Source organism: Devosia sp. Micro-HW1, assembly GCF_056341075.1.
In genome coordinates, this window is the sequence record NZ_CP094375.1 from 1,691,412 (window position 1) to 1,713,385 (window position 21,974).

Annotated in this window: 22 protein-coding genes; 13 read left to right on the forward strand and 9 right to left on the reverse strand. The window is 62.0% G+C overall.

The genetic code is table 11. From position 1 onward, the window contains the following. Nucleotides 1–86 precede the first annotated feature (86 nt). Nucleotides 87–920: a 3-mercaptopyruvate sulfurtransferase gene (sseA, locus tag MQW79_RS08080; RefSeq protein WP_476587889.1), complete on the forward strand. Its 834-nt coding sequence runs from the start codon at nucleotides 87–89 to the stop codon at nucleotides 918–920. Here the strand turns inward: sseA and MQW79_RS08085 are convergent, their stop codons facing one another. Continuing rightward, nucleotides 921–1,583 carry a class I SAM-dependent methyltransferase gene (locus tag MQW79_RS08085; protein WP_476587890.1) on the reverse strand — a complete coding sequence of 221 codons (663 nt, stop codon included), beginning with the start codon at nucleotides 1,581–1,583 and terminating at the stop codon, nucleotides 921–923. Between the two features lie 230 nt (nucleotides 1,584–1,813). Between MQW79_RS08085 and MQW79_RS08090 the strand changes: the two genes are divergently transcribed. Next, nucleotides 1,814–2,536, forward strand: a complete 723-nt coding sequence (locus MQW79_RS08090) for a DNA helicase (RefSeq protein WP_476587891.1) — start codon at nucleotides 1,814–1,816, stop codon at nucleotides 2,534–2,536. A 62-nt stretch (nucleotides 2,537–2,598) separates the two neighbouring features. On the opposite strand, the gene mmsB is transcribed toward MQW79_RS08090, so the two are convergent. The 3 genes from mmsB to chvE form a co-directional block, all read right to left on the reverse strand. After that, on the reverse strand, nucleotides 2,599–3,876 hold the full coding sequence (gene mmsB, locus MQW79_RS08095) for a multiple monosaccharide ABC transporter permease (RefSeq protein ID WP_476587892.1): 1,278 nt from the start codon (nucleotides 3,874–3,876) through the stop codon (nucleotides 2,599–2,601). Beyond that, entirely contained in the window at nucleotides 3,873–5,408 is a 1,536-nt protein-coding gene (gene mmsA, locus MQW79_RS08100) for a multiple monosaccharide ABC transporter ATP-binding protein (RefSeq protein ID WP_476587893.1), read from the reverse strand. Before mmsA ends, mmsB begins: the two co-directional genes overlap by 4 nt. A 246-nt stretch (nucleotides 5,409–5,654) precedes the next feature. Further along, complete coding sequence (chvE, locus tag MQW79_RS08105) at nucleotides 5,655–6,731, reverse strand: multiple monosaccharide ABC transporter substrate-binding protein (protein ID WP_476587895.1); 1,077 nt, start codon at nucleotides 6,729–6,731, stop codon at nucleotides 5,655–5,657. 450 nt (nucleotides 6,732–7,181) lie between these two features. On the opposite strand from chvE, the gene MQW79_RS08110 reads away from it, so the two are divergent. From MQW79_RS08110 to MQW79_RS08145, 8 genes are all read left to right on the forward strand, one after another. After that, nucleotides 7,182–7,949, forward strand: a complete 768-nt coding sequence (locus MQW79_RS08110; protein ID WP_476587896.1) for a FadR/GntR family transcriptional regulator — start codon at nucleotides 7,182–7,184, stop codon at nucleotides 7,947–7,949. Nucleotides 7,950–8,100: 151 nt separating this feature from the next. Then, nucleotides 8,101–11,448, forward strand: coding sequence for a transglutaminase family protein (locus tag MQW79_RS08115; RefSeq protein ID WP_476587897.1), 3,348 nt, complete (start codon nucleotides 8,101–8,103; stop codon nucleotides 11,446–11,448). Between the two features lie 3 nt (nucleotides 11,449–11,451). Then, on the forward strand, nucleotides 11,452–13,863 hold the full coding sequence (locus tag MQW79_RS08120; protein ID WP_476587898.1) for a circularly permuted type 2 ATP-grasp protein: 2,412 nt from the start codon (nucleotides 11,452–11,454) through the stop codon (nucleotides 13,861–13,863). A gap of 6 nt (nucleotides 13,864–13,869) precedes the next feature. Further along, the gene (locus MQW79_RS08125) at nucleotides 13,870–14,748 is read left to right on the forward strand and encodes a transglutaminase family protein (RefSeq protein WP_476587899.1); all 879 of its coding nucleotides are present in this window, start codon (nucleotides 13,870–13,872) and stop codon (nucleotides 14,746–14,748) included. Between the two features lie 101 nt (nucleotides 14,749–14,849). Further along, nucleotides 14,850–15,017: a hypothetical protein gene (locus MQW79_RS08130; protein ID WP_476587900.1), complete on the forward strand. Its 168-nt coding sequence runs from the start codon at nucleotides 14,850–14,852 to the stop codon at nucleotides 15,015–15,017. 86 nt (nucleotides 15,018–15,103) lie between these two features. Continuing rightward, nucleotides 15,104–15,262 (forward strand): DUF3309 family protein, encoded by a 159-nt coding sequence (locus MQW79_RS08135; RefSeq protein WP_476587902.1) that lies wholly within the window; start codon nucleotides 15,104–15,106, stop codon nucleotides 15,260–15,262. Nucleotides 15,263–15,465: 203 nt separating this feature from the next. Next, nucleotides 15,466–15,876 carry an ElaB/YgaM/YqjD family protein gene (locus tag MQW79_RS08140; protein ID WP_476587903.1) on the forward strand — a complete coding sequence of 137 codons (411 nt, stop codon included), beginning with the start codon at nucleotides 15,466–15,468 and terminating at the stop codon, nucleotides 15,874–15,876. Nucleotides 15,877–15,878: 2 nt separating this feature from the next. Next, complete coding sequence (locus tag MQW79_RS08145) at nucleotides 15,879–16,310, forward strand: phage holin family protein (RefSeq protein WP_476587904.1); 432 nt, start codon at nucleotides 15,879–15,881, stop codon at nucleotides 16,308–16,310. Here the strand turns inward: MQW79_RS08145 and MQW79_RS08150 are convergent. The 3 genes from MQW79_RS08150 to MQW79_RS08160 form a co-directional block, all read right to left on the reverse strand. Further along, entirely contained in the window at nucleotides 16,307–17,224 is a 918-nt protein-coding gene (locus MQW79_RS08150) for a diacylglycerol/lipid kinase family protein (RefSeq protein WP_476587905.1), read from the reverse strand. The two genes, MQW79_RS08145 and MQW79_RS08150, sit on opposite strands and share 4 nt — an antisense overlap. Then, nucleotides 17,221–18,639, reverse strand: coding sequence for a sensor histidine kinase (locus MQW79_RS08155; RefSeq protein WP_476587907.1), 1,419 nt, complete (start codon nucleotides 18,637–18,639; stop codon nucleotides 17,221–17,223). The genes MQW79_RS08150 and MQW79_RS08155 overlap by 4 nt, the downstream gene beginning before the upstream one ends. A gap of 82 nt (nucleotides 18,640–18,721) precedes the next feature. Further along, nucleotides 18,722–19,474 (reverse strand): Crp/Fnr family transcriptional regulator, encoded by a 753-nt coding sequence (locus tag MQW79_RS08160; protein WP_476587909.1) that lies wholly within the window; start codon nucleotides 19,472–19,474, stop codon nucleotides 18,722–18,724. A 133-nt stretch (nucleotides 19,475–19,607) separates the two neighbouring features. Here MQW79_RS08160 and MQW79_RS08165 point away from each other — a divergent pair, with 133 nt between their 5' ends. Beyond that, on the forward strand, nucleotides 19,608–19,991 hold the full coding sequence (locus tag MQW79_RS08165; RefSeq protein ID WP_476587911.1) for a hypothetical protein: 384 nt from the start codon (nucleotides 19,608–19,610) through the stop codon (nucleotides 19,989–19,991). On the opposite strand, the gene MQW79_RS08170 is transcribed toward MQW79_RS08165, so the two are convergent. Both MQW79_RS08170 and MQW79_RS08175 read right to left on the reverse strand, forming a co-directional pair. Continuing rightward, nucleotides 19,964–20,515: an RNA polymerase sigma factor gene (locus tag MQW79_RS08170; RefSeq protein ID WP_476587912.1), complete on the reverse strand. Its 552-nt coding sequence runs from the start codon at nucleotides 20,513–20,515 to the stop codon at nucleotides 19,964–19,966. The genes MQW79_RS08165 and MQW79_RS08170 overlap by 28 nt on opposite strands. 4 nt (nucleotides 20,516–20,519) lie before the next feature. After that, on the reverse strand, nucleotides 20,520–20,723 hold the full coding sequence (locus tag MQW79_RS08175) for a NepR family anti-sigma factor (protein WP_476587914.1): 204 nt from the start codon (nucleotides 20,721–20,723) through the stop codon (nucleotides 20,520–20,522). A 175-nt stretch (nucleotides 20,724–20,898) separates the two neighbouring features. Between MQW79_RS08175 and MQW79_RS08180 the strand changes: the two genes are divergently transcribed. Then, nucleotides 20,899–21,693, forward strand: coding sequence for a response regulator (locus MQW79_RS08180; protein ID WP_476587915.1), 795 nt, complete (start codon nucleotides 20,899–20,901; stop codon nucleotides 21,691–21,693). 116 nt (nucleotides 21,694–21,809) lie between these two features. Next, entirely contained in the window at nucleotides 21,810–21,974 is a 165-nt protein-coding gene (locus MQW79_RS08185; RefSeq protein ID WP_198874502.1) for a DUF1328 domain-containing protein, read from the forward strand.

The window sequence follows — 21,974 nt, forward strand, 5'->3', positions numbered from 1 at the left end:
GTTCAAGGCGTGCCGCCATCGTCAATTGTGGTTTGACCCCGCTCCGGCTCCAGCCCATTCTCCCCGGACAAGCAGGGAGTCGTGCCTTGGACAATCCATTCGTTTCGACCGACTGGCTGGCCGCTCACCTCGGTGATCCCGATGTCGTTGTGGTCGACGCCAGTTGGCACATGCCCAATGCCGCCCGGAACGCCCAGGCGGAATACCTCGCCGGACATATCCCCGGGGCAGTCTTCTTCGACATTGACGGCATTGCCGATACCACCACCGACCTGCCGCACATGCTGCCGGCCCCGGCCGATTTTGCCCGTGCCGTCGGTGCGCTCGGCATTTCCGAAAGCCAGACAATCGTCGTTTATGACGAAATTGGCCTCTTCAGCGCTCCGCGCGCCTGGTGGACCTTTCGCACCTTCGGCGCCCGTAAAGTCGTCATGCTCGAAGGCGGCGGACCGAAATGGCGCGCCGAAAAGCGGCCGGTTGAAACGGGTCTGGTCACCCGCGGCAAGGTGCCCTTCGAGACCAGTTTCGATCCTGCCGCCGCCGTTGATTTCGCGGCCGTGCGCGCCAATTTGCTCAGTCAAGCCGCTCAGGTGGTCGACGCGCGCCCCGCACCCCGCTTCCATGGCGAAGTGGCCGAGCCTCGCGCCGGTCTCAAGTCCGGCCACATTCCCGGCAGCTTCAACGTGCCTGTGGGTCTTCTCAGCGACAATGGCAAACTGAAATCGCCTGAAGATTTGCGGCACATCTTTGCCGATCGCGGCATCGACCTCGGCAAGCCCGTCATCACCACCTGCGGCTCCGGCATTACCGCCGTCACCCTCGCGATGGCCCTTGAGCAGGCTGGTGCCCGGGATGTCGCCGTCTATGACGGCTCCTGGGCGGAATGGGGCGCTCACAAGGACGCCGAGATCGAGAGCTGACTAGGCCGTAGCCACCCAGCCGCGAAAATCGAACCCGGCAAAAAACAGGCTGACATCCCTGAACCCGGCTTCGGCCAGCATGGCTTCTTCCGCCTCGGGCGCGAGCAGGTGCAACCGTTCCAGCATGGCCTGCCGCCCGCTTTCGGCATGCGCTGGGTCGATACCGTTGGAAACGGCAAAGGCCGCATGCCGCTTCATCCAGATTTCGCGACCGGACTGATCCTGCGGAAAGCTCATATGCGCCAGCACCAGCGGCGCGCCGAGCGTGAGGCGACGATGCAATCCCCTTAGCGTATCGAGCCGCTCCGCCAGGGGGATGAAGTGGAAGACGAGCAACGAGGTTGCCCCATCGAATGGTCCCTCCGGCGCGTCGATGATCGTGCCCTCTTGGAGGGCAACCCTGTCGTAATATTCCGCCGTCGCCGCCCGCGCCGACTCCAGCATGCTTTCAGATGGGTCAACTCCGTCGAGGCGCCACCCCGCATGCGTGGCCGCAAGGTTGCGCAATTCGACACCGCCACCGGCCCCCAGCACCAGCACCCGTCCCGTTTCGGGCACACGCTCGGCCAGCAGCAATTCGATCATGCGATGCAGTCCACCCAGGCCGGGCACCTGCTTGAAGGCACTCTCGGCATAGGCGTTGATAGGTTCGACAGAAGGCATGGCGAAGAACTCCATCTCTATATGTAACTTCATTAGTTACATTATCAGGCCGTCGTCAACCCGCTCGCTTCTGGTACTGGGAATCGGCTAGCATTAGCCTGGGCGCAATCCACGCCTCCCCCCTCCGCCGGGAAAGCAGCTGACCTGCCGGATTGCCGAAATGAACCATCAGCCCCGTCGTGCGACGGCAAAAGGAGGGATTGCCCGAGCCAGCAACGACTGGAGCAACAATGCGGCTTTCCGCCCCCATCCACCGACTCAAACGGACCGCGCGCGACCACGCCCGAGCCACGGCCATTCCCCTCCATTCTGCCCTCGACAAAGTAGCCGCCGGGGAAGGGTTCGCGAGCTGGAGCCTGCTCGCCTCCCGGCATGCCGAAGCGGCCAGCGACCCGCACCATCTCTACGCCTCGTTCAAGCCCGGCGGACTCGTCCTGATCGCTGCGCGGCCGTTGCAGGGCAAGACACGGTTCGCCATGCGACTCGCTTTGGCCGCCATCGCGACCGGACACGCGGCGCATTTCTTCTCTCTCGACTACACGCCTGCCGATGTCGCTGCGCAACTTGCTGCGATGCCAGCCGAGCTGACCCGCTACGCGCCTGATCTTGGCGTGGATTGTTCCGACGCCATCTCCTCAGGCCACATCATCGCGAGTCTGGCCATGGCTCCGCGTGAAACCTTCATCGCGATAGACTATCTGCAACTGCTCGACCAGAAGCGGACCGATCCGCCCCTTGAGGAACAAGTCGACGCCCTTGCCACCTTTGCGCACTGCAACGGTCACGTGATCGCCTTTATTTGCCAGATCGATCGCAGCTTTGATGCCTCTACCGAAACCCTGCCCGGTCTCGCCGACATACGCCTGCCCAATCCCCTCGACCTGGCTCAGTTTAACCACGCCGTGTTCCTCCATGGCGGGAGGACACAGGTGGTCAGTCCGCTCCGCGGCTGACCGCGAGCAAAAAAGGGGGCCGCCGGATCGCTCCGGCGGCCCCAGCTCTGTGCCCGGAAAAATCAGGCCGAGCGGTTCTTGTTGTAGAGGTCGAAGAACACAGCTGCGAGCAGCACCACGCCCTTGATCATCTGCTGCCAGTCGATGTTTACGCCCATGATCGACATGCCGTTGTTCATCACACCCATGATGAAGGCGCCGATGACAGCGCCGGCCACCTGACCCACGCCGCCCAGCGCCGAAGCGCCGCCGATGAACACGGCCGCGATCACGTCGAGCTCGAGGCCCTGGCCAGCCTTCGGCGTTGCCGAGTTGAGGCGGGCCGCGTAGATCATGCCGGCGAGAGCGGCCAGCGCACCCATGATGGCGAAGATATAGAAAGTGGTGCGTTCGGTCTTAACGCCCGAGAGCGCCGCCGCCTTGAGATTGCCGCCCAGTGCATAAATACGGCGACCGAAGGTCAGGCGCTTGGTCAGGAAGACGAAGAAGGCGATCAGCACGCCCATCACCACCAGCACGTTCGGCAGGCCGCGATAGGAAGCGAGCATATAGGCGAAGAACAGTACCAGCGCGCTGATCACCAGATTCTTGATCACGAACAGGCTGAACGGCTCGACATCATAGCCGCGGGCCTTGCGGCGGGCGCGGGTGCGGATCGAGAAGAACACCATGCCGACGATGCCGAGGATGGCGATCACCATCGTCGTCGTATGCAGCACCACGTTCTGCCCGTTCTCGGCAAGCCATGGCAAGGTGGTCGGTCCGATGACATCGGGGATGAAGCCGGCAGAAAGCATCTGGAATTCGGCCGGGAACGGGCCCACCGACTTGCCCGCGAGAATGGCCAGCGAAAGGCCCTTGAAGATCAGCATGCCCGCGAGCGTCACGATGAAGGCCGGAACGCGGTGATAGGCGATGATATAGCCCTGTGCCGCGCCGATCGCTGCGCCGGCCAGCAGACAGATGGCCCCGGCCACAACCGGATTGGCGAGAAATGCCAGCTCCGGCGGAAACTTCCAGCCCACCATCAGCATGGCTGCCAGGGCGCCGACAAAGCCCGAGACCGAGCCGACCGAAAGGTCGATATGGCCCGCCACGATCACCAGCAACATGCCCAGCGCCATCACGATGATGTAGCTATTCTGCAGGATGATGTTGGTCAGGTTCACCGGCTTGAACAGCACGCCATTGGTGAAATACTGGAAGAACAGCATGATGAGGACCAGGGCTAGCAGCAGGCCATAGTCACGCATATTGGCCTTCAGGGCGCCGGCAAAGGTCAGTTCATGGGACTGGGCCGGCTTGGCGGACGGGCCGGTCGGTGCAGTTTCGGTGGTCATGATGCTTTTCCTTCAGCGCGCACAATGGAGCGCATGATCTTTTCCTGGCTCGCCTCGCTGGTGGGCATTTCGCCCACGATGCGGCCTTCATTCATTACATAGAGACGATCTGTGATGCCGAGCAGCTCGGGCATTTCCGAGGAGATGACGAGGATCGATTTCCCCTGCGCGGCGAGCTGATTGATGATCGTGTAGATTTCGTACTTGGCGCCGACGTCGATGCCGCGCGTGGGTTCGTCCAGGATCAGCACATCCGGATTGGCGAACAGCCACTTGGAGAGTACGACCTTCTGCTGGTTGCCACCCGAGAGATTGCCGACCACCTGATAGACACTGGACGAGCGGATATTGGTCTTCTTGCGGTAATCATTGGCCGCATCGAGCTCTGCCAGGTCGTCGATCACGCCCACCTTGGATACGCCAGCCAAGTTGGCCAGGGTGATATTGTGCTTGATGTGGTCGATGAGGTTGAGCCCGAAGGTCTTGCGGTCTTCCGTGGCATAGGCAATGCCATTGGCGATGGCCTTGTCGACGGTTGACGTATCGATCTTCTGGCCGTGTTTATGCACTTCGCCCGTGATCTTCTGGCCCCACGACTTGCCGAAGAGGCTCATGGCAAACTCGGTGCGGCCCGAGCCCATGAGGCCAGCGATGCCCACCACCTCCCCTTTGCGCAGGCTGATGTTCACGTCGCGGATCACCTGGCGGTCTCGGTGCTGCGGATGGAAAACGTTCCAGTTCCGGATTTCCAGCACCACCTCGCCCGGTGCCTTGGCCTCGCGCGGCGGATAGCGATCATCGAGCGAACGACCCACCATCGACGTGATGATGCGATCTTCCGTGATCTGGTCGGTATCCATCGTCTCGATGGTCTTGCCGTCGCGGATCACCGTGACGCGGTCGGCAATGCGGGAAATCTCGTTTAGCTTGTGGCTGATGATGATCGAGGTAATGCCCTGCTTCTTGAATTCAAGCAGCAGCTCGAGCAGCGCCTGGCTATCCTTTTCGGACAGCGACGCGGTTGGCTCGTCAAGAATAAGCAACTGCACCTGCTTGCTGAGTGCCTTGGCGATTTCCACCAGCTGCTGCTTGCCCACGCCGATATTGGTGATCAGCGTATCGGGATCCTCGTTCAGACCCACCATGTTGAGCAGCTTGCGCGCGCCATCGCGGGTCTCGTCCCAGTCGATCACGCCGTTCCGGGCCTGCTCGTTGCCGAGGAAGATGTTTTCGGCAATCGAGAGCAGCGGCACCAGGGCCAACTCCTGATGGATAATGACGATGCCCTTGTGCTCGCTGTCGCGGATGGATTTGAAGTGCTGTTCCTCGCCCTGGTAGATGATCTGGCCATCATAGGTGCCGGAGGGGTAAACCCCGCTCAACACCTTCATCAGGGTGGACTTGCCAGCGCCGTTCTCGCCGCAGATGGCGTGAATTTCGCCTTCCCGCACGTCCAGATTAACGTCGGACAGCGCTTTCACGCCTGGGAAGGTCTTGGTGATGCTGCGCATCTCCAGAATGGTCTTGGTCATTATAGGCCCTGCATCTGGTGAGTGTCCGAGGCATCACTGGATGACCTCCCACACTCGATTGTCACTCCGGCGAAAGCCGGAGCCCAGCTTGAGATCTCGCGATGGGCCCGTTTGCCCTCGGACTCGATCCGAGGGAAAGGGTGACATCCGGAACCAGACCGCAATTGCGACTGCGCCGGACCCAAGAGCCCAGAAATCCGTAAGGGCCCCGCGTTACCGCGAGGCCCCATTTCTGATGTCTGCAACTTACTGCAGTTCTTCGGCCTTGATGTAGCCCGAAGCAATCACGCGTTCTTCGTAGTTGGTCGCGTCGACTTCGTACGGGGTCAGCAGGATCGAGGGAACAACCTTGACGCCATTGTCATAGGTGGTGGTGTCGAGGCCGGTCGGCTCGTTGCCCGAAAGCACGGTGTCGATCAGCTGGGCGGTGTACTGGGCCAGTTCGCGGGTGTCCTTGAAGATGGTCGAGTACTGTTCGCCGGCGATGATCGCCTTCACGGACGGGACTTCAGCGTCCTGGCCGGTGATGATCGGCCAGGAGAGGTCGCCCGAACCGTAGCCAACGCCGCGGAGCGACGAGATGATGCCGCGCGACAGGCCGTCATAGGGAGCCAGCACGCCGTGGACGCGGCTGCCGTCCGAGTAGTTGGCCGACAGGATATTGTCCATGCGAGCCTGAGCAACAGCACCGTCCCAACGCAGGGTACCGACCTGCTCCATGCCCTGCTGGCCCGACTTGATGACAATGTCACCAGCCGCGATCATCGGGTCGAGGACAGCCATGGCGCCGTCGTAGAAGAAGAAGGCATTGTTGTCGTCCGGCGAACCGCCGAACAGTTCGACATTCCACGGCTTCTGATCGCCAAAGCGTTCTTCGAGGCCCTTGACCAGGCTGTTGGCCTGGAGCACGCCCACCTGGAAGTTGTCGAAGGTGGTGTAGTAGTCGACATTGCCCGATTCACGGATCAGACGGTCATAGGCGATGACCTTGACGCCCTGATCGGCGGCCTGCTGCAGCACGGCCGAAAGAGTGGTGCCGTCGATCGAAGCGACCACCAGAGCCTTGACGCCCTTGGTGACCATGTTTTCGATCTGGGCAAGCTGGTTCGGAATGTCGTCTTCAGCAAACTGCAGGTCGACGGTGTAGCCCATGCCTTCCAGTGCAGCCTTCAGCTCATTGCCGTCAGAGATCCAGCGCAGCGACGACTGGGTCGGCATGGCGATACCGATCTGGCCCTTGTCCTGGGCGAAAGCGCTGGTGGCGGCGGTGGCGAGCAGCGCACCGGTAGCGACCAGCGTCGCGATTGATTTGAGAACCTTCACGTCTCGACTCCCTAAAAATATTCGAGATTGGTTGTTTTTCAGTCTTTTGGGTCTGGAAAAATCAGGCAGCCTCAACAGCTCGGCACCCTCAGCTGCGCCCGCTCAGGCACAGCTGCGTTTGCCGCCTACACCGCATCTGGTCGGGTCGACGCCCCAGGGCATCGCCGCACGGATCTGCATGAAGTCCTCCGGCACGGACGACGGAATGTCGCCATGGACTCTCCCAAGCCCATGGGCCGGGACGCTAGGATAATCAGACAGGACTGTAAAGCCAGGATTCGATTTGCCCCAATATTTTTCGACTCTTGCAATAAAATAAGACGCCCGCTTGCTGCACAGTTCAGGCATGGCTAAGGTGTCACCAATTGAGGGAGGAGCCGTTGCAACTGGCCAACGAATAGGCCACAACGGTTCAAAGGTATCTGATACCTTTGGGGAGACTGAACTATTTTGACCGGAGAATCCCGGCCCGATCACCCGAGCGCCGCCAATGCCGTCGCCGACAATCTGGCCAATGAAATCCTCACCGAGCTCATGCCTGGTGCCAGCCTGCCCAGTGAAGCGGAACTGGCCGAACGGTTTGCGGTCAGCCGCCTCACGATCCGCGAGGCGGTCAAGCTTCTGGCTGGGCGCGGCCTGCTCGAGCTGGCAAAGGGCAAACGCGCTGTCGTCAGGGAACCCGATGGGGCCGCGTTCGCCGATTTTCTGACATCAATATTGCACAACGATTCCAAGGGTCTATTCGACCTCGTCGAGGTGCGCCTGTCCCTTGAGGTGCAGAGCGCGACCCTGGCCGCAAAGCGCGCCAACCGGGCCGGCATCGCCGCAATAGAAAGCGCGCTTCAGGGCATGCGCGACAACGCCGAGGCCGCAATGGCCGATGACCCGGCCGCCGATCGGCGCTTCCATGACTTCGACGTCGGCTTTCACGAAGCGGTAGCCCTTGCCAGCGGCAACCGCATACTCGGCTATTTGTTCGAGGCCATGGCTGTACCACTGCGCCAGGGCATCCAGATCAGCCGGCGAGGTCATGCCAATCGCGGACACACGCTGTTGGATACGATCGAATGGCATCAGCGCATTCTCGAGGCTATCCGCGCCGGCAATGCCCGCGCAGCCGGAGAGGCCATGCGCCTGCACCTGAAAGACACCGAACGCGACATTCGCAACGCCCTGTCCAGCATGGCGGACCAACCGGCAAGACCAATAGGCCGCTAACTGACTTCCGATCCACTTGCAAGCAAGGGACGAAGGCGGCGCCTCCAGCCTGCCTTGGTCCTTTCTAGCGCCTGTTCAAGTCCCGCATTCCCCGCTAAGCTCTTTATCGGGAAGTCTAATTCTGTGGCCTAGAAACGAGCGACAAAGCTGCATGTCGATCAAAGCCGCCATCTATCATCTGACCCACTACAAATATGATCGCCCGGTCGTCCTGCAACCGCAGATCATCCGCCTGCAGCCCGCGCCCCATTCGCGCACAAAAGTCCTGAGCCATTCCCTGCGGGTCACCCCGGAGTTGCACTTCGTCAACGTGCAGCAGGACCCCTATGGCAACTTTCTCACCCGCTTCGTATTTCCAGAGCCGGTGACCGAGCTCAAGATCGAAGTCGATCTCGTCGCCGACATGACGGTCTACAATCCCTTCGATTTCTTCGTCGAAGAGAGCGCCGAAACCTGGCCGTTCGACTATCCCGAGGATCTGCGCACAGACCTCTCGATCTATCGTCAGCCGGAACCGATCGGGCCGCTGCTGCAGAACTTCCTCGACGGGCTCGACAAAAACCCGCGGAATACCGTGACCTTCGTTACCGAGATCAATGCCCGCCTGCAGCAGGCCATCAGCTATATCGTGCGCATGGAGCCGGGCGTCTGGTCGCCGGAGGAGACGCTCGGCAACGGCAAGGGTTCGTGCCGCGACTCGAGCTGGCTGCTGGTCAACATCCTGCGGCATCTAGGTTTTGCTGCGCGCTTTGTCTCGGGCTACCTGATCCAGTTGAAGCCGGACTTGGTGTCGCTCGACGGACCCGCAGGCACGGACCACGATTTCACCGACCTCCATGCCTGGTGCGAAGTCTATCTGCCCGGCGCCGGCTGGATCGGGCTCGACCCGACATCGGGCCTGCTCACCGGCGAAAGCCACGTACCGCTTGCCGCCACCCCGCACTATCGCAACGCCGCACCGATCTCGGGCTTTGCCTCCTATGCCGAAGTCGATTTTGCCTTCGACATGAGCGTGACACGCGTTGCCGAACATCCGCGGATCACCAAACCATTCTCCGACGAAAGCTGGCAACGTCTCAACGACCTCGGCCACAAGGTCGATGCCGTACTGGACGAACAGGACGTTCGCCTCACCATGGGCGGCGAACCAACCTTCGTGTCCATCGATGATTTCGAGGCCGACGAATGGAATGCCGGTGCCGTCGGACCGACCAAACGGAAGCTGGCCGACGACCTCATCCGACGCTTGCGCAATCGCTTTGCGCCCAAAGGCATGCTGCATCACGGCCAGGGCAAGTGGTATCCCGGGGAAAGCCTTCCGCGCTGGACCTTTTCGCTCTACTGGCGGCTCGACGGCAAGCCGGTCTGGCAGGACGAAAGCCTCATTGCCAAGGAGGGCACCCGCTATGATGTCGGCCCTGCCGATGCCGAAGCGCTGAACCGCGCCATCGCCGCCAATCTCGGCCTGGCCGGGGACACGGTGCTGCCCGCCTATGAGGATCCCGGCGAATGGATCCTCAAGGAGTCAAAACTCCCTGACAATGTCGACCCGGCCAATTCCAAACTCTCAGATCCCGAGGAACGCGCCCGCATCGCCACCGTGTTCGGCCGGGGCCTCACCAATCCCACCGGCTTTGTCCTGCCCATCCAGCGCTGGAACGCGGCGGCGACCGGTCGCCGCTGGATCACCGAGCAATGGAAGACGCGACGCGGCAAGCTCTATCTCGCGCCGGGTGACAGCGCCGCGGGCTATCGCCTGCCGCTGTCGAGCCTCAGGCACCTGGCCGCAACGTCCTATCCGCATATCGTGCCCATGGACCCGGGCATTCCGCGCCCGCCTTTGCCCGAGCCCGGCACAATTATCGCAGCTGCCGAAAGGCCGGTCGCCGACATTCGTCCGCAGGCCGCCGCCAGCTTCACCGCCAGCACCGAGACGCAGAACCGCAACGAACAGATACTCGACGAGATCGATTCCAATGTCCGCACGGCCTTGACTGTGGAAGTGCGCGACGGCCGCCTCTGCGTTTTCCTCCCGCCAGTCTCGGCGCTGGAAGACTATCTCGAACTCATCGAAGCGACCGAGGCAGCCGCCCGCCAGATCGGCAAGCCGGTCCACGTGGAAGGTTATGCACCACCTCACGACCCGCGGCTCAACGTGATCCGCGTCGCGCCCGATCCTGGTGTCATCGAGGTCAATATTCATCCCGCATCGAACTGGGACGACTGTGTGGCCACCACGACCGCCATCTACGAAGAGGCACGCCAGTCACGTCTGGGTGCCGACAAGTTCATGATCGACGGCAAGCATGTCGGCACAGGCGGCGGCAACCACGTCGTGGTCGGCGGCGCCACGACCAATGACAGCCCCTTTCTCAGGCGCCCGGACCTGTTGAAGTCGCTGGTGCTGCATTGGCAGCGCCACCCCTCGATGAGCTATCTCTTCTCTGGCATGTTCATCGGACCGACCAGTCAGGCACCGCGCCTCGACGAGGCCCGGCATGACAGTCTCTATGAGCTCGAAATTGCCTTGGCCCAGGTGCCTCCGCCGGGCGAAGGCACCGCTCCCCTGCCTTGGCTCACCGACCGGCTGTTCCGCAATCTTTTGGTCGACGTCACCGGCAATACCCACCGCGCCGAAATCTGCATCGACAAGCTCTATTCGCCCGACGGTCCCACCGGACGGCTGGGCCTGGTCGAATTCCGCGGTTTTGAAATGCCGCCCAATGCGCGCATGTCGCTGGCCCAGCAACTGCTTGTCCGCGCCCTCATCGCCCGCTACTGGGCCAATCCGGCACAGGGCGACTTCACCCGCTGGGGCACAACCCTCCATGATCGCTTCATGCTGTCGTCCTTCGTCTGGCAGGATTTCCTGGGCGTGCTCGAAGACCTCAGACAACATGGCTTCGATTTCGAACCCGAATGGTTCACCGCCCAGCTCGAATTCCGCTTCCCCTTCTGTGGAGAGGTCAGCGTGGAAGGGGTCAAGCTCGAACTGTATCAGGCGCTGGAGCCGTGGCACGTCATGGGCGAACAGGGCGCCATCGGCGGCACGGTGCGCTATGTCGACTCTTCGGTCGAACGGCTCGAAGTCCGGCTGGAAACTGACAATCCCGCCCGCTATCGCGTCATGTGCAACCAGCGCCCGGTGCCACTCCGCGCGTCGGGCAAAGCCGGGCAGGTGGTCGGCGGCGTTCGCTTCAAGGCCTGGCAGCCGGCCAGCGGCATGCATCCGGTCATGCCGGTCCACGCGCCGCTGGTCTTCGATATCTTCGACACCTGGACCGGTCGGGCCATTGGCGGCTGCACCTATCACGTCGCCCATCCCGGCGGCCGCAATTATGAAACCTTCCCGGTCAATGGCAACGAGGCTGAGGCCCGGAGGCTCGCCCGCTTCGTGCCGCACAATTACACGCCGGGCCCGTATCCAATGCGCCCCGAAAAGCCTGCGGATGACTTTCCGCTGACGCTTGACCTCAGGCGTCCGCCACGGTTCACGTAAACCATGACTTCGCGGAATCAGCAGACCCGCGGCAAGCCACCGGCCGGTCCCAGCATCATCGCTGACTACAACCTGCTGCCCGGCGTGCCGGACGAGATGATCGACCCGTCTGGCCGCATCCGGCCGGGCTGGGACAAGCTCATGTCTGCATTCGACGCCCTGGGCCCCACCGAACTTGCAGCACGCTTCGAACGGGCCGACCAGTATCTGCGCGATGCCGGGGTCTTTTATCGAAAGTATGACGGCGCCGAGGGCAAGGAACGCGCCTGGCCGCTGGCCCATATTCCCCTGCTGATCGACGAAGCCGACTGGGTGCAGATTTCCAGCGGCCTCAAGCAGCGGGCCGAACTGCTCGAACGCATCGTCGCCGATATCTACGGCAACAACACTCTGGTGCAGGAAGGCCTCCTGCCACCCGAACTGGTGGCGCAGAACAGCGAATTCCTCCGCCCCATGGTCGGCGTTCATCCGGTCAGCGGACATTACCTCCATTTCTGCGCCTTTGAACTGGGCCGCGGGCCGGACGGTGCCTGGTGGGTGCTGGGCGATCGCACGCAAGCGCCATCGGGCGCCGGTTTCGCCCTGGAGAACCGCGTCGCCACCACCCGCGCCCTCTCGGACATCTATTCCGGGCTCAACATCAATCGCCTGGCCGGCTTCTTTCGCGGCTTCCGCGACACGCTCTTTGCACAGGCCCGGCGTGACGGCGGCCGCGTCGGCATCCTGACACCGGGCCAGCTCAACGAGACCTATTTCGAGCATGCCTATATCGCCCGCTATCTCGGGCTGATGCTGCTCGAAGGCGAAGACCTGGTGATCGAGGACGGGCAGGTCATGGTCCGCACCGTGGCCGGCCTGAAGCCGGTCAGCGTGCTGTGGCGGCGCCTTGACGCGAGCTTCGCGGACCCGCTCGAACTGCGCTATGACAGCCATATCGGAACGCCCGGCATGGTCGAGGCCCTGCGCTCCGGCTCGATCTCCATGATCAACGCCTTGGGCACCGGCATTCTCGAAACCCGCGCCCTGGCCGCCTTCATGCCGCGCCTCTGCAAGCACCTTCTCGGCACCGGGCTCGAACTGCCCGAGATTGCCACCTGGTGGTGCGGACAGGGCGCCGAGCAGGAATTCGTGCTCGACAATTTCGATAGCCTGATGATCGGCCCGGCCTTCTCCAACCAGCTGCCTTTCGACGACCTGCGGGGCACTGCGCTCGGAGCCAGTATGAGCGACGAGCAGAAGGTTGATCTGAAATCCCGCATCGCAGCTCAGGGCGGCTTCTATGTCGGCCAGGAGCCGGTGCGCCTTTCCACCGCACCGGTCTATGTCGATGGCAAGCTAGAACCGCGCCCCATTACCCTGCGTGTCTATGCCGCCCGCACGGAAAACGGCTGGACCATCATGCCCGGCGGCTTTGCGCGCGTCGGCTCCACCACCGATACGACCGCCCTAGCCATGCAGCGCGGTGGCCACGCGGCCGACGTGTGGGTCATGTCGTCAAAGCCGGTCGAGCAGGTGTCCCTGCTGCCGGTGGAAGGCCAGAAACTGGTCCGCAATTCGCCCGGCAGCCTCCCGAGCCGCGCCGCCGACAATCTCATCTGGCTGGGCCGCTATGCCGAGCGTTGCGAAGCTACGGTTCGCATCCTGCGCGCCTATAATGCGCGTCTGGCCGAGCTGTCCAAATCCGACCTACCCATCCTCACGCATGCGGCGGCCTTCCTCGAAACCATCGATGTCGATGCGTCCGAAGCCATGCCGCAGGGCCTGTTGGCCTCTATCGACAGCGCCGTGCACAGCGCCGGACAGATCCGCGACCGCTTCTCGCCCGATGGCTGGCTGGCGCTCAATGACCTGCAAAAGACTGCCCAGCGCTTTGCTGCACGCATCAGCGCCGGAGCCGATTCAACCCGCGCCATGACCGTGCTGCTGCGCAAGCTGGCGGGTTTTTCCGGCCTCGTGCACGAAAACATGTATCGCTTCGCCGGCTGGCGCTTCCTTGAGCTCGGTCGCCGCCTCGAACGCGCTATCCAGATGGCCCGCGCCACGGCCTGGCTGACCGCCAAGGACGCCCCGGACGGGTCGCTCGAAATGCTGCTCGAAATCGGCGACAGCGTCATGTCGCATCGCCGCCGCTATTCGGTGAGCGCCGGCACGCAGAGCGTTGTGGATCTGCTCGTGCTTGATCCGCTCAATCCACGCTCGGTGCTGTTCCAGCTGGCCGAACTGCGCAACCAGATCGAAACGCTACCGGGCGGCGTTGATGACGGCCAGCTCTCCCCGGCGGCCAAGCTGGCGCTGCAGATTCATACCGATCTGGTCATCACCGCACCCAGTGCGCTCACCCCGGAACGGCTTGATCGTCTCGCCGCCGATATCGGCATGCTGTCCGGCCTCATCGCCGCAGCCTATTTCACCTGAGGCGCCATGCTTTACGACATTCGCCTGGCGCTCGAATATGACTACGACGCCCCCGTTCATGGTGGACGCCACCATATAAGGGTGGCGCCGGCCAATGTGCCCGGCGTGCAGCGCGTGATCGCCACGTCCCTGACAGTCGATCCCGCCCCGGCACGGCAGAATGGCTTCCTCGATTTTTTTGGTAATTCGGTCACCGCCATCACCATGACCGAGCCGCACGACAAGCTGACCATCCGCCTCTCCGCCCGGGTCCAGGTAGAAGACCTGACGCCCCCTGCGGACCTGTCTCCCCCGCTGACGCAGCTGGCGCGCGAAGTGGCACAGTATTGGTCGATTGCGCCGACGAGCCCGCAGCATTTCCTGGCGGCCTCGCCGCGCGTCCAGATCGTTCCGGCCATCACCGACTATGTGCGCGATGTCACAGCCGGGGAGCAGACGACGCTGTGCGCCGCCACGGCACTCTGCATGGCGATCAACCGCGATTTTGAATACGATCCCAAGGCCACTGACGTGGAAACCCGCCCGGCCGAGGCCTTTGCCCTGCGCAAGGGCGTCTGCCAGGACTTTGCCCATGTAATGATTGCCGGCCTGCGCGGCGTCGGCATTCCGGCAGGCTATGTATCCGGATTCCTGCGCACCAATCCGCCACCCGGCAAGCCACGGCTGGAGGGCGCCGATGCCATGCACGCCTGGGTGCGTGCCTGGTGCGGACAGCATGTGGGCTGGGTCGAATTCGACCCCACCAATGCCATGATTGCAGGGCCGGACCACATCTCCATTGGCCATGGCCGCGACTATGCGGACATCTCCCCCATCGTCGGCGTGCTGCGCACCCATGGTTCGCACGAGACCAAGCAGTCGGTCGACGTTCTCCGCGTCGAATAGCGCGCGCGGAACCAATTTCGATCTCCCTCCGTTTTCTCGGCACGCGGGCCCAATGGCACCGCCACGAAAGACCCGGCGGTCCCGGGTCGCAGGAGGCATAGATGTATCACGCTCAGCCCAAGACTTATGCGAAGTCAGCCCGCGCCACGGCAATCATGTGGAACGAGCAGGTCGATAGTCAGTCGCGCTTTGCCGATATTGCCATGGCCCTGCTCCCGGCCTCGCTGATCCTGGCGACGGCGACCGCACTCCTGGTGGCGCTGCTCTAGTGTCGCCTGATGCGCCGATCCGGGTCGGTCGGCGCCTCGAATAATCAAAAAAGACGTCGCCTAAAGAACAAAGTCTTGGAGGGCTTATGACTCTTGGTACCATTCTTGTCATCATTCTCATTCTCCTGCTGATCGGCGCGCTGCCGACCTGGGGATATTCGCGGGGATTTGGCTACTTCCCCTCGGGCATTCTCGGCGTTGTCCTCGTCATCGTGCTGATCCTTCTGCTTATGGGCAGGATTTAGCAGGCACTCTCCCCCGGGCACGCCAGGTCCCTCTGGTTTCCTTTTGGAATGTGCCCATTGCGGACCGACGGTCGCCCCCCACGGTCCGCCTGAAGGTCCCGGCACGCGCCCCCCGCTGCCGGGACCTCAACTGTGTACGCGAAGGCAGTCGGAACTTCCCCTGTCTCATCGCGTTGTGCGGATAACCAAACAGGAGCGTCCAAATGGCAACCACCCCAGAAATGGCCCCCAATCGCAGCAAGTCGGGCAATGGCAGCAGCCGGGCCAGTTCAAGCGCCGCCAAGTCTGCCGCAGCTGCACGGGCTTCCTCTGTGAAGGCTGATGTCGAAGAGCAGACCCTGGAAGCCCAGGTGGCCCAGTTGCAGGCCGACCTCAAGGCGATCACCGAAACCTTGGGCAAGATGACCGGTCATAAGGTCAGCGAAGCCCGCAGTCTCGCCAAGGCCCAGGTCGGCAATCTGCAGGTTCAGGGCGAACGCCTGCTGAACGATGCGCAGGACCAGGCTGGCGAAGCGGAAAAGCAGCTCAAGGATACCATCCGGGAAAAGCCGCTTACGGCGGTCGCGGCCGCGGCCGGTATTGGATTTGTTCTGGCCCTTCTCACCCGGCACTGACCATGGGTCTTATTGCCCCGCTAGCAGCCCTGCTCGGCCTGGAGGTCGAGGGGCTGACGGCCCGTGCCAAATCCGCGGCCATCGTGTATGGGCTGATCGGCCTGTTCGGGCTGATCGCCCTCGGATTCCTTTTGGCAGCCGGCTTCATCGCCCTCGCAGATGTGGTCGGCCCGATCTATTCCGCGCTGATCTTCGCCGGTATCTTCCTCGTCCTGGCGCTGGCCGTATATCTCGGATCTCTTCTTGGACACAGCAAGCGGCAGCGCGAACTGGCCGAGAAACGGCGCGCCAGCGAAACAAGCGCGCTGATTACCACTGCCGCCATTACGGCGCTGCCGATGCTGGTCAGGTCGCCCCTGCTCCGCATCGGTCTACCGGCGGCCGCCATTGCTGCCTTTGCCCTACTGCGCGATAATGACGACAGCGCCGACTAGGCGCGCGGTGGCAAGTCCCTGGCCGGCATGACGACAGGCAGACCCTGCGGATGAATCTGCAGGGTCACCGCCGTCTCGAGATCGATCAATTCCCCATCCACAACAGCATGCGTACCACGTTTGCGCTGGGGAAAGCGCAAGACCAGGTCGCGCACCTCCGTCTCGCTCACCGCAGGATTGGCCCGCCAGCGGCCAGTCATCACATCGAGTACCAGACTGAGCAGTTCCCGGCTGCTGACGCTATGGGCGACATAGACACCGAGCTTACCCGCATCGAGCGTTTCGGCCACTGGCACCGGGCTGTCGTCAAGTGGATTGTTGGACACCGCAAGACCAGAAACCGTGACTGTGCGGTCGCCCTTTTCGGTATGCAGTTCCACCTCGAAGCGCGGCGGATTGAGCGCCGAGGCAACAATGGCCCTCAGGCTTGCGATCATCTTGCCGACCCGGCTGCGATAAATCATGCCATTGCGGATACGCACCAGACGGGCGTGAATACCGACACCGAACTGGTGCACGAAGGGACGCCCATTGGCCGTGGCGATGTCGATGCGCTCGACCTGTCCACGGGCAATCGCCAGGAGTGCTCGTTCCAGCTCGAGCGGCATGCCCAGGGCACGCGCGAACAGGTTCATTGTCCCGGCGGGCAGCACGGCCAGGGGCTTGCCACTCTTGAACGCCATAGCAGCGGCAGTTGAGATGGTGCCATCACCCCCGCCCGCCAACACGACCTCAATCTCGGGGTCATGCGCCGCCTTGCGCAACTCGGCCTCTACTGACTTGCCGGCGACGACCCGGCACTCAAGCGTGTGCCCCTCGGCAACGAAGATCTCCACGGCCCGGGCGCAGAAGGCATCCAGATCCATGGTCCTGAGGGTGCCGCCATCCCGGTTGAAAATAGCCCGGATTTTCAAATTGTGTCGTCCTCTTGAGGCCTAACGGCAGACTTGTTCAACTCTGGTAGCGAAATGGTCACGTCAGTACCGCCATCCAAGGGCGTGCGATAGATGGGCGACCCACCAAACTGCTCCGCAAGCTGGCGAATGATCACCGACCCCAATCCCGGCTCGCCCCCGTCGTCCATCGTTGGCATCCCGACGCCGTTGTCGGTGACGACGAGGACCGGCACATTGGCATCGTCACGTCCAAAGACAACTGTGATCTCTCCGCGACGATCCCCGGGAAAGGCATATTTGAGGGCATTGGTGACCAGTTCACCCACCAGGATGCCAAGCGTCGTGGCATCGCGCGCACTCACCTCGATCGGCGCCAACTCGCTGCGCAGATTGACCCGCCCGCCATCGGTCTGGGTCTCTGCCAGGTCTTCGAGCACGGCCGAGAGGAATTCGTCTGCACTGGCCGTTTCAAGATCATCGCCAAGGCGCAGGCGGCGATGGGCCGAGGCCACGGCATGCACCCGCAGGCGTGCCGCCTCGAGTGCAGAGCGGACCTGTTCGGATTTGCTGCGCATCATCTGCAGGGCCAGCAGCGACGACACGGTCGCCAGTGAATTCCCGATCCGGTGATTGGTGTCCTGCAACAGGGCCTCGACGCGCTGCCGCTCACGCTCGGCATGAGCACGCGCCTCCTGGATGTCGCGCGTGCGCTCGGCCACCTCCGCCTCGAGCGCTTCATTTTGAGTCATCAGCCCGCGATGCCGCTGGGTCAGCGCGCTAACCTGGCTTTGCGAACGGGCGAGCAGTGCATAGGCAAGAATCGCCGCCGCCGTCAGCGCCGCGATAAGGGCAACCACCAATCCGGTGCGTGTCTGGTCGATGTCGGCATTGCGGCTTGCAAGTTTGGCATCTTCCTCGGCGATGAAGTCCTCAAGCGTCTCGCTGACCTCTGCCATCAGTCGCGCGCCCATGCCGGTTTCGGTGAGTGTCTGCGCCTCTTCGCTCCGCTCTGTTGTCACCAGCTCAACAGTCCGGTTCATCTCGGCCATCTTGTTGGTGATGTTGCCGGTAATGCTGGCGACGCGCGCACTCTGCCCGGGATCGTCGGCTGTCATTTCGAGCAATGTGGACACGCGCTGGTCAAGGCTCGAAACCGCCTCCCTATAGGGTGCCAGAAACTGGGGATCGGCGGTCAGCAAGTATCCGCGCTGACTCGCCTCCGCCTGGCTGAGCGCATGGGTCAATTCCCGTGCCGCATTGCGCACAGCATAGGTCTTGGTAATGTCGTTGAGCTGCCGGTCGATCCCCTGCATCAACATGAGCGCGGCGACCGCGGCCAGGCAGATCAGACCGAGCGACACCCAGACGGCCAGACGTCGTGTGGCGCGCCTTCCCGGCTTCAGGGCATCGAGTTTTTGTGCTCGCTCAGTCACGACGCTCATCTCCACACGCAACGGCGACAGGCCCCGGCACCTGGGCAGATTTGACTGTCACCCGTGGCAGCATTGAGGCCCCCTAGATCAGCGGCCGCACGCGCTCGCCCGGACCGTCCCAACCCGCAATGCGGGCCAGTTCGGCGGCATCGAGCACCTCGCAGCTGCGTCCAAGCCAGTGAATGAGACCGCGATTTGTCAGCTTTCGCAATGTCTTGTTTGTGTGGACGATGGACAGACCGAGCGTATCGGCAACATGCTGTTGGGTCAGCGGGATCTGCACTTTGGATTTGCCCAGCCCCACTGCCAGAGCACGTTCATGCAGGAAGGCCAGCAGATAGGCTGCCCGCTCCAGCGCAGAGCGCCTGCCAAGGCTGAGCAGATGGTCATCCAGCATGCGCTCTTCGCGAGACGCAAGCCAGGTCACGTCAAAGCCCAGGCTTGGGTGCTCCCGGAACAGCTCATCAAGCCGATCCCTCTGGAACACGCAGAGCACTGCGGGGGTGAGCGCCTCGACTGAATGTTCCAGTTCGCCGATGACCGAGCCCTGCAACCCGACCAGATCGCCAGGCAAAAGATAGTTGAGGATCTGCCGGCGCCCATCATCAAGCATCTTGTAACGGAACGCCCAACCCGAAAGGAGCGTGAAGAGGTGAGCACTATGCCCGCCCTCGGACAGGATCGTCGTTCCGGGCTCAGCCGTGAACTCCCCCGTCTTGAAGATGGAAACGAATCTCAACTCTTGGGCAGAAAAATCCCGGAAGGCCGGAGAGCTGCGCAACGGGCATTGCTCGCAGGGCACCCGACGCCCCGTAGTTGGAAGGACAAGACTCACCGGATTTCCTGACGCTAGGGAGATCGCATGGCCGAAACGTCGGACCCCTGTGGCCCGTTCCACATGTCAAAGTTAAATGACAGAGGTGTTGCAAAGGAGCCATTAAGCCGTTCAACCAACGGAAAGTGGCTATATGCACAGCGGGCGCCCGGCTCTCGTCGTCGAGACCGAATTCATTATCGCCCTGTCAATCCAGACCGTTCTTGAAACACGGTTCTCGAGTACGGTCGTCGCGTTCACCAGAGCCGATGAGGCCCTGGCGCATTCCGCGGAGTGGTCAGATGCCTGGCTCGCCATTGTGGAGCTTGAAACAGGGCGACCAGACCTTCTTGAACTCGCGCGCCGGATTTCCCAGAGCGGCATCCCAGTTATTGGTATTACCGCAAATATAGCGCTGATGAACGGCGTGCCGGAGCTCCCCGGCACGCCCATTCTCATCAAGCCCATTCCGGATGACCAACTTGCGGATGCCGTCTCGGAACGACGGCGTCAGTATCCGTTGCCCGATGTCACCTGAGCAGAGACGGCGTCTGGTCCGTAATCAGACTCGCCGCTGATCTTGAGCAGTTCGGTCAGGCGCGTACGCGCACGGCTTACCCGGCTCTTCATGGTGCCGACGGCGCAATCGCAGATTGATGCAGCTTCCTCGTAGGAAAAGCCGGAAGCGCCGATCAGAATGATGGCTTCACGCTGGTCATCGGGCAGTTTCGACAAAGCAGTCTTGAAGTCCTCCAGATCCATGGATCCATATTGCGCCGGATGGACAGCCAGACGTTCGGTGAAAATACCATCCGTGTCCTGCACTTCGCGGCCGCGCTTGCGCATCTGGCTGTAAAATTCATTGCGCAAGATGGTAAAAAGCCACGCCTTTATATTCGTGCCCATCTCGAAGCTTGATTGCTTGGCCCAGGCTTTCATGACCGTGTCCTGCACGAGATCATCAGCCTTGTCATGCTTGCCGGTCAGCGACACCGCGAAGGCGCGCAGACTGGGAAGAGTAGCCAGCATTTCACGTTTAAACGAGGTTCCCTCGGCTGCCATGCAGTCACTCCCCGTCCCGGCGAGACGCCTTGCCGACCTGAGCCTCTTCGGCACTGTCGAGTTTTTCAAGGAGGTCGAGGAGTTGCGTTGGCACTCCTTCGTCCTGCACCGCCCCATAGAGTGCGCGCAAACGCGAGCCAATATCCGACGTCGGACCGAGCCCATCATCCGCCCGCCCCGCCTGCATGCGCACACGTTGCTGCGTCACCAGATCATCCTTCTTCATCCGTATTCGACCGACCAGTCTTGTTTAGCTAGCTTGTTCGCCATCACAATTCGCCGCAGATGGAAAAGTTCCAAACTATGGGAACTTTTATCGGAACCAACCGTTTTCGCCCCCGTGAGGTTCAGAACTATAAAGCGTCACCTGGGAGTCTTCTTCAATGTCACTGTCCACGCGGATCGCTCCGCATCTGCCCTACCTGCGTCGTTTTTCGCGGGCTGTTACCGGCTCGCAGACATCGGGCGATGCTTACGTCGCCGCTACCCTCGAGGCTCTGATCGCCGACATCTCGCTCTTCCCAGAAGCAACGAGCGACCGCATCGCCCTCTACAAACTTTTCTCGGCACTGTTTTCGTCCTCGGCAGTGTCCATTCCTCAGCCAAGCTCGAGTTTTGCCTGGGAACAGCGCGCGGCAGCCAATCTGGCCAATCTCGCCCCCCGCGCCCGGCAGGCCTTCCTGCTGGTAGCGGTAGAAGGCTTCACTCACGCCCAGGCCGCCGAAGTTCTCGACATCAGCGATGACGAGTTTGCCGGCTTGCTCGAAGAGGCGTCCACCGACATTTCCCGTCAGGTCGCCACCGAGATCATGATCATCGAGGATGAGCCTCTCATCGCGATGGATATCGAACAGATGGTGGAAAGCCTGGGTCATAAGGTCGTCAGCATTGCCCGCACTCATAAGGAAGCGATCAATCTGTTCAACCAGACCCAGCCACGCATGATCCTCGCTGACATCCAGCTGGCTGATGGCAGCTCGGGCATTGATGCGGTGAACGATATTCTCAATAGCCATTCGGTGCCCGTGATCTTCATCACGGCCTTTCCCGAACGTCTGCTGACCGGCGAACGCCCCGAGCCGACCTTCCTTGTCACCAAGCCGTTCAACCCGGAAATGGTGAAGGCCCTGATCAGCCAGGCGCTGTTCTTCGACGAAGGTTCGCGCGCCGCAGCCTGAGCTTGCGGGACCATTGATCACGAAAGGGTCGGCTAACGCCGGCCCTTCTCTATTTTCAGGAACTCGCGAAGTCGTGAAAACGTTGTCCTGACAAGTTCAAAAACATGGAGTTCACCATGCTGTACTATGCACTCGTCTTTCTGGTCATCGCGCTGATCGCGGGCATTCTGGGGTTTGGCGGTATTGCAGGCGCTTCGGCCGGTATCGCCCAGGTCCTGTTCTTCCTTTTCCTCGCCTTCCTGGTCATTTCCCTGGTCGTGGGCCTCTTCCGTCGGACCTGA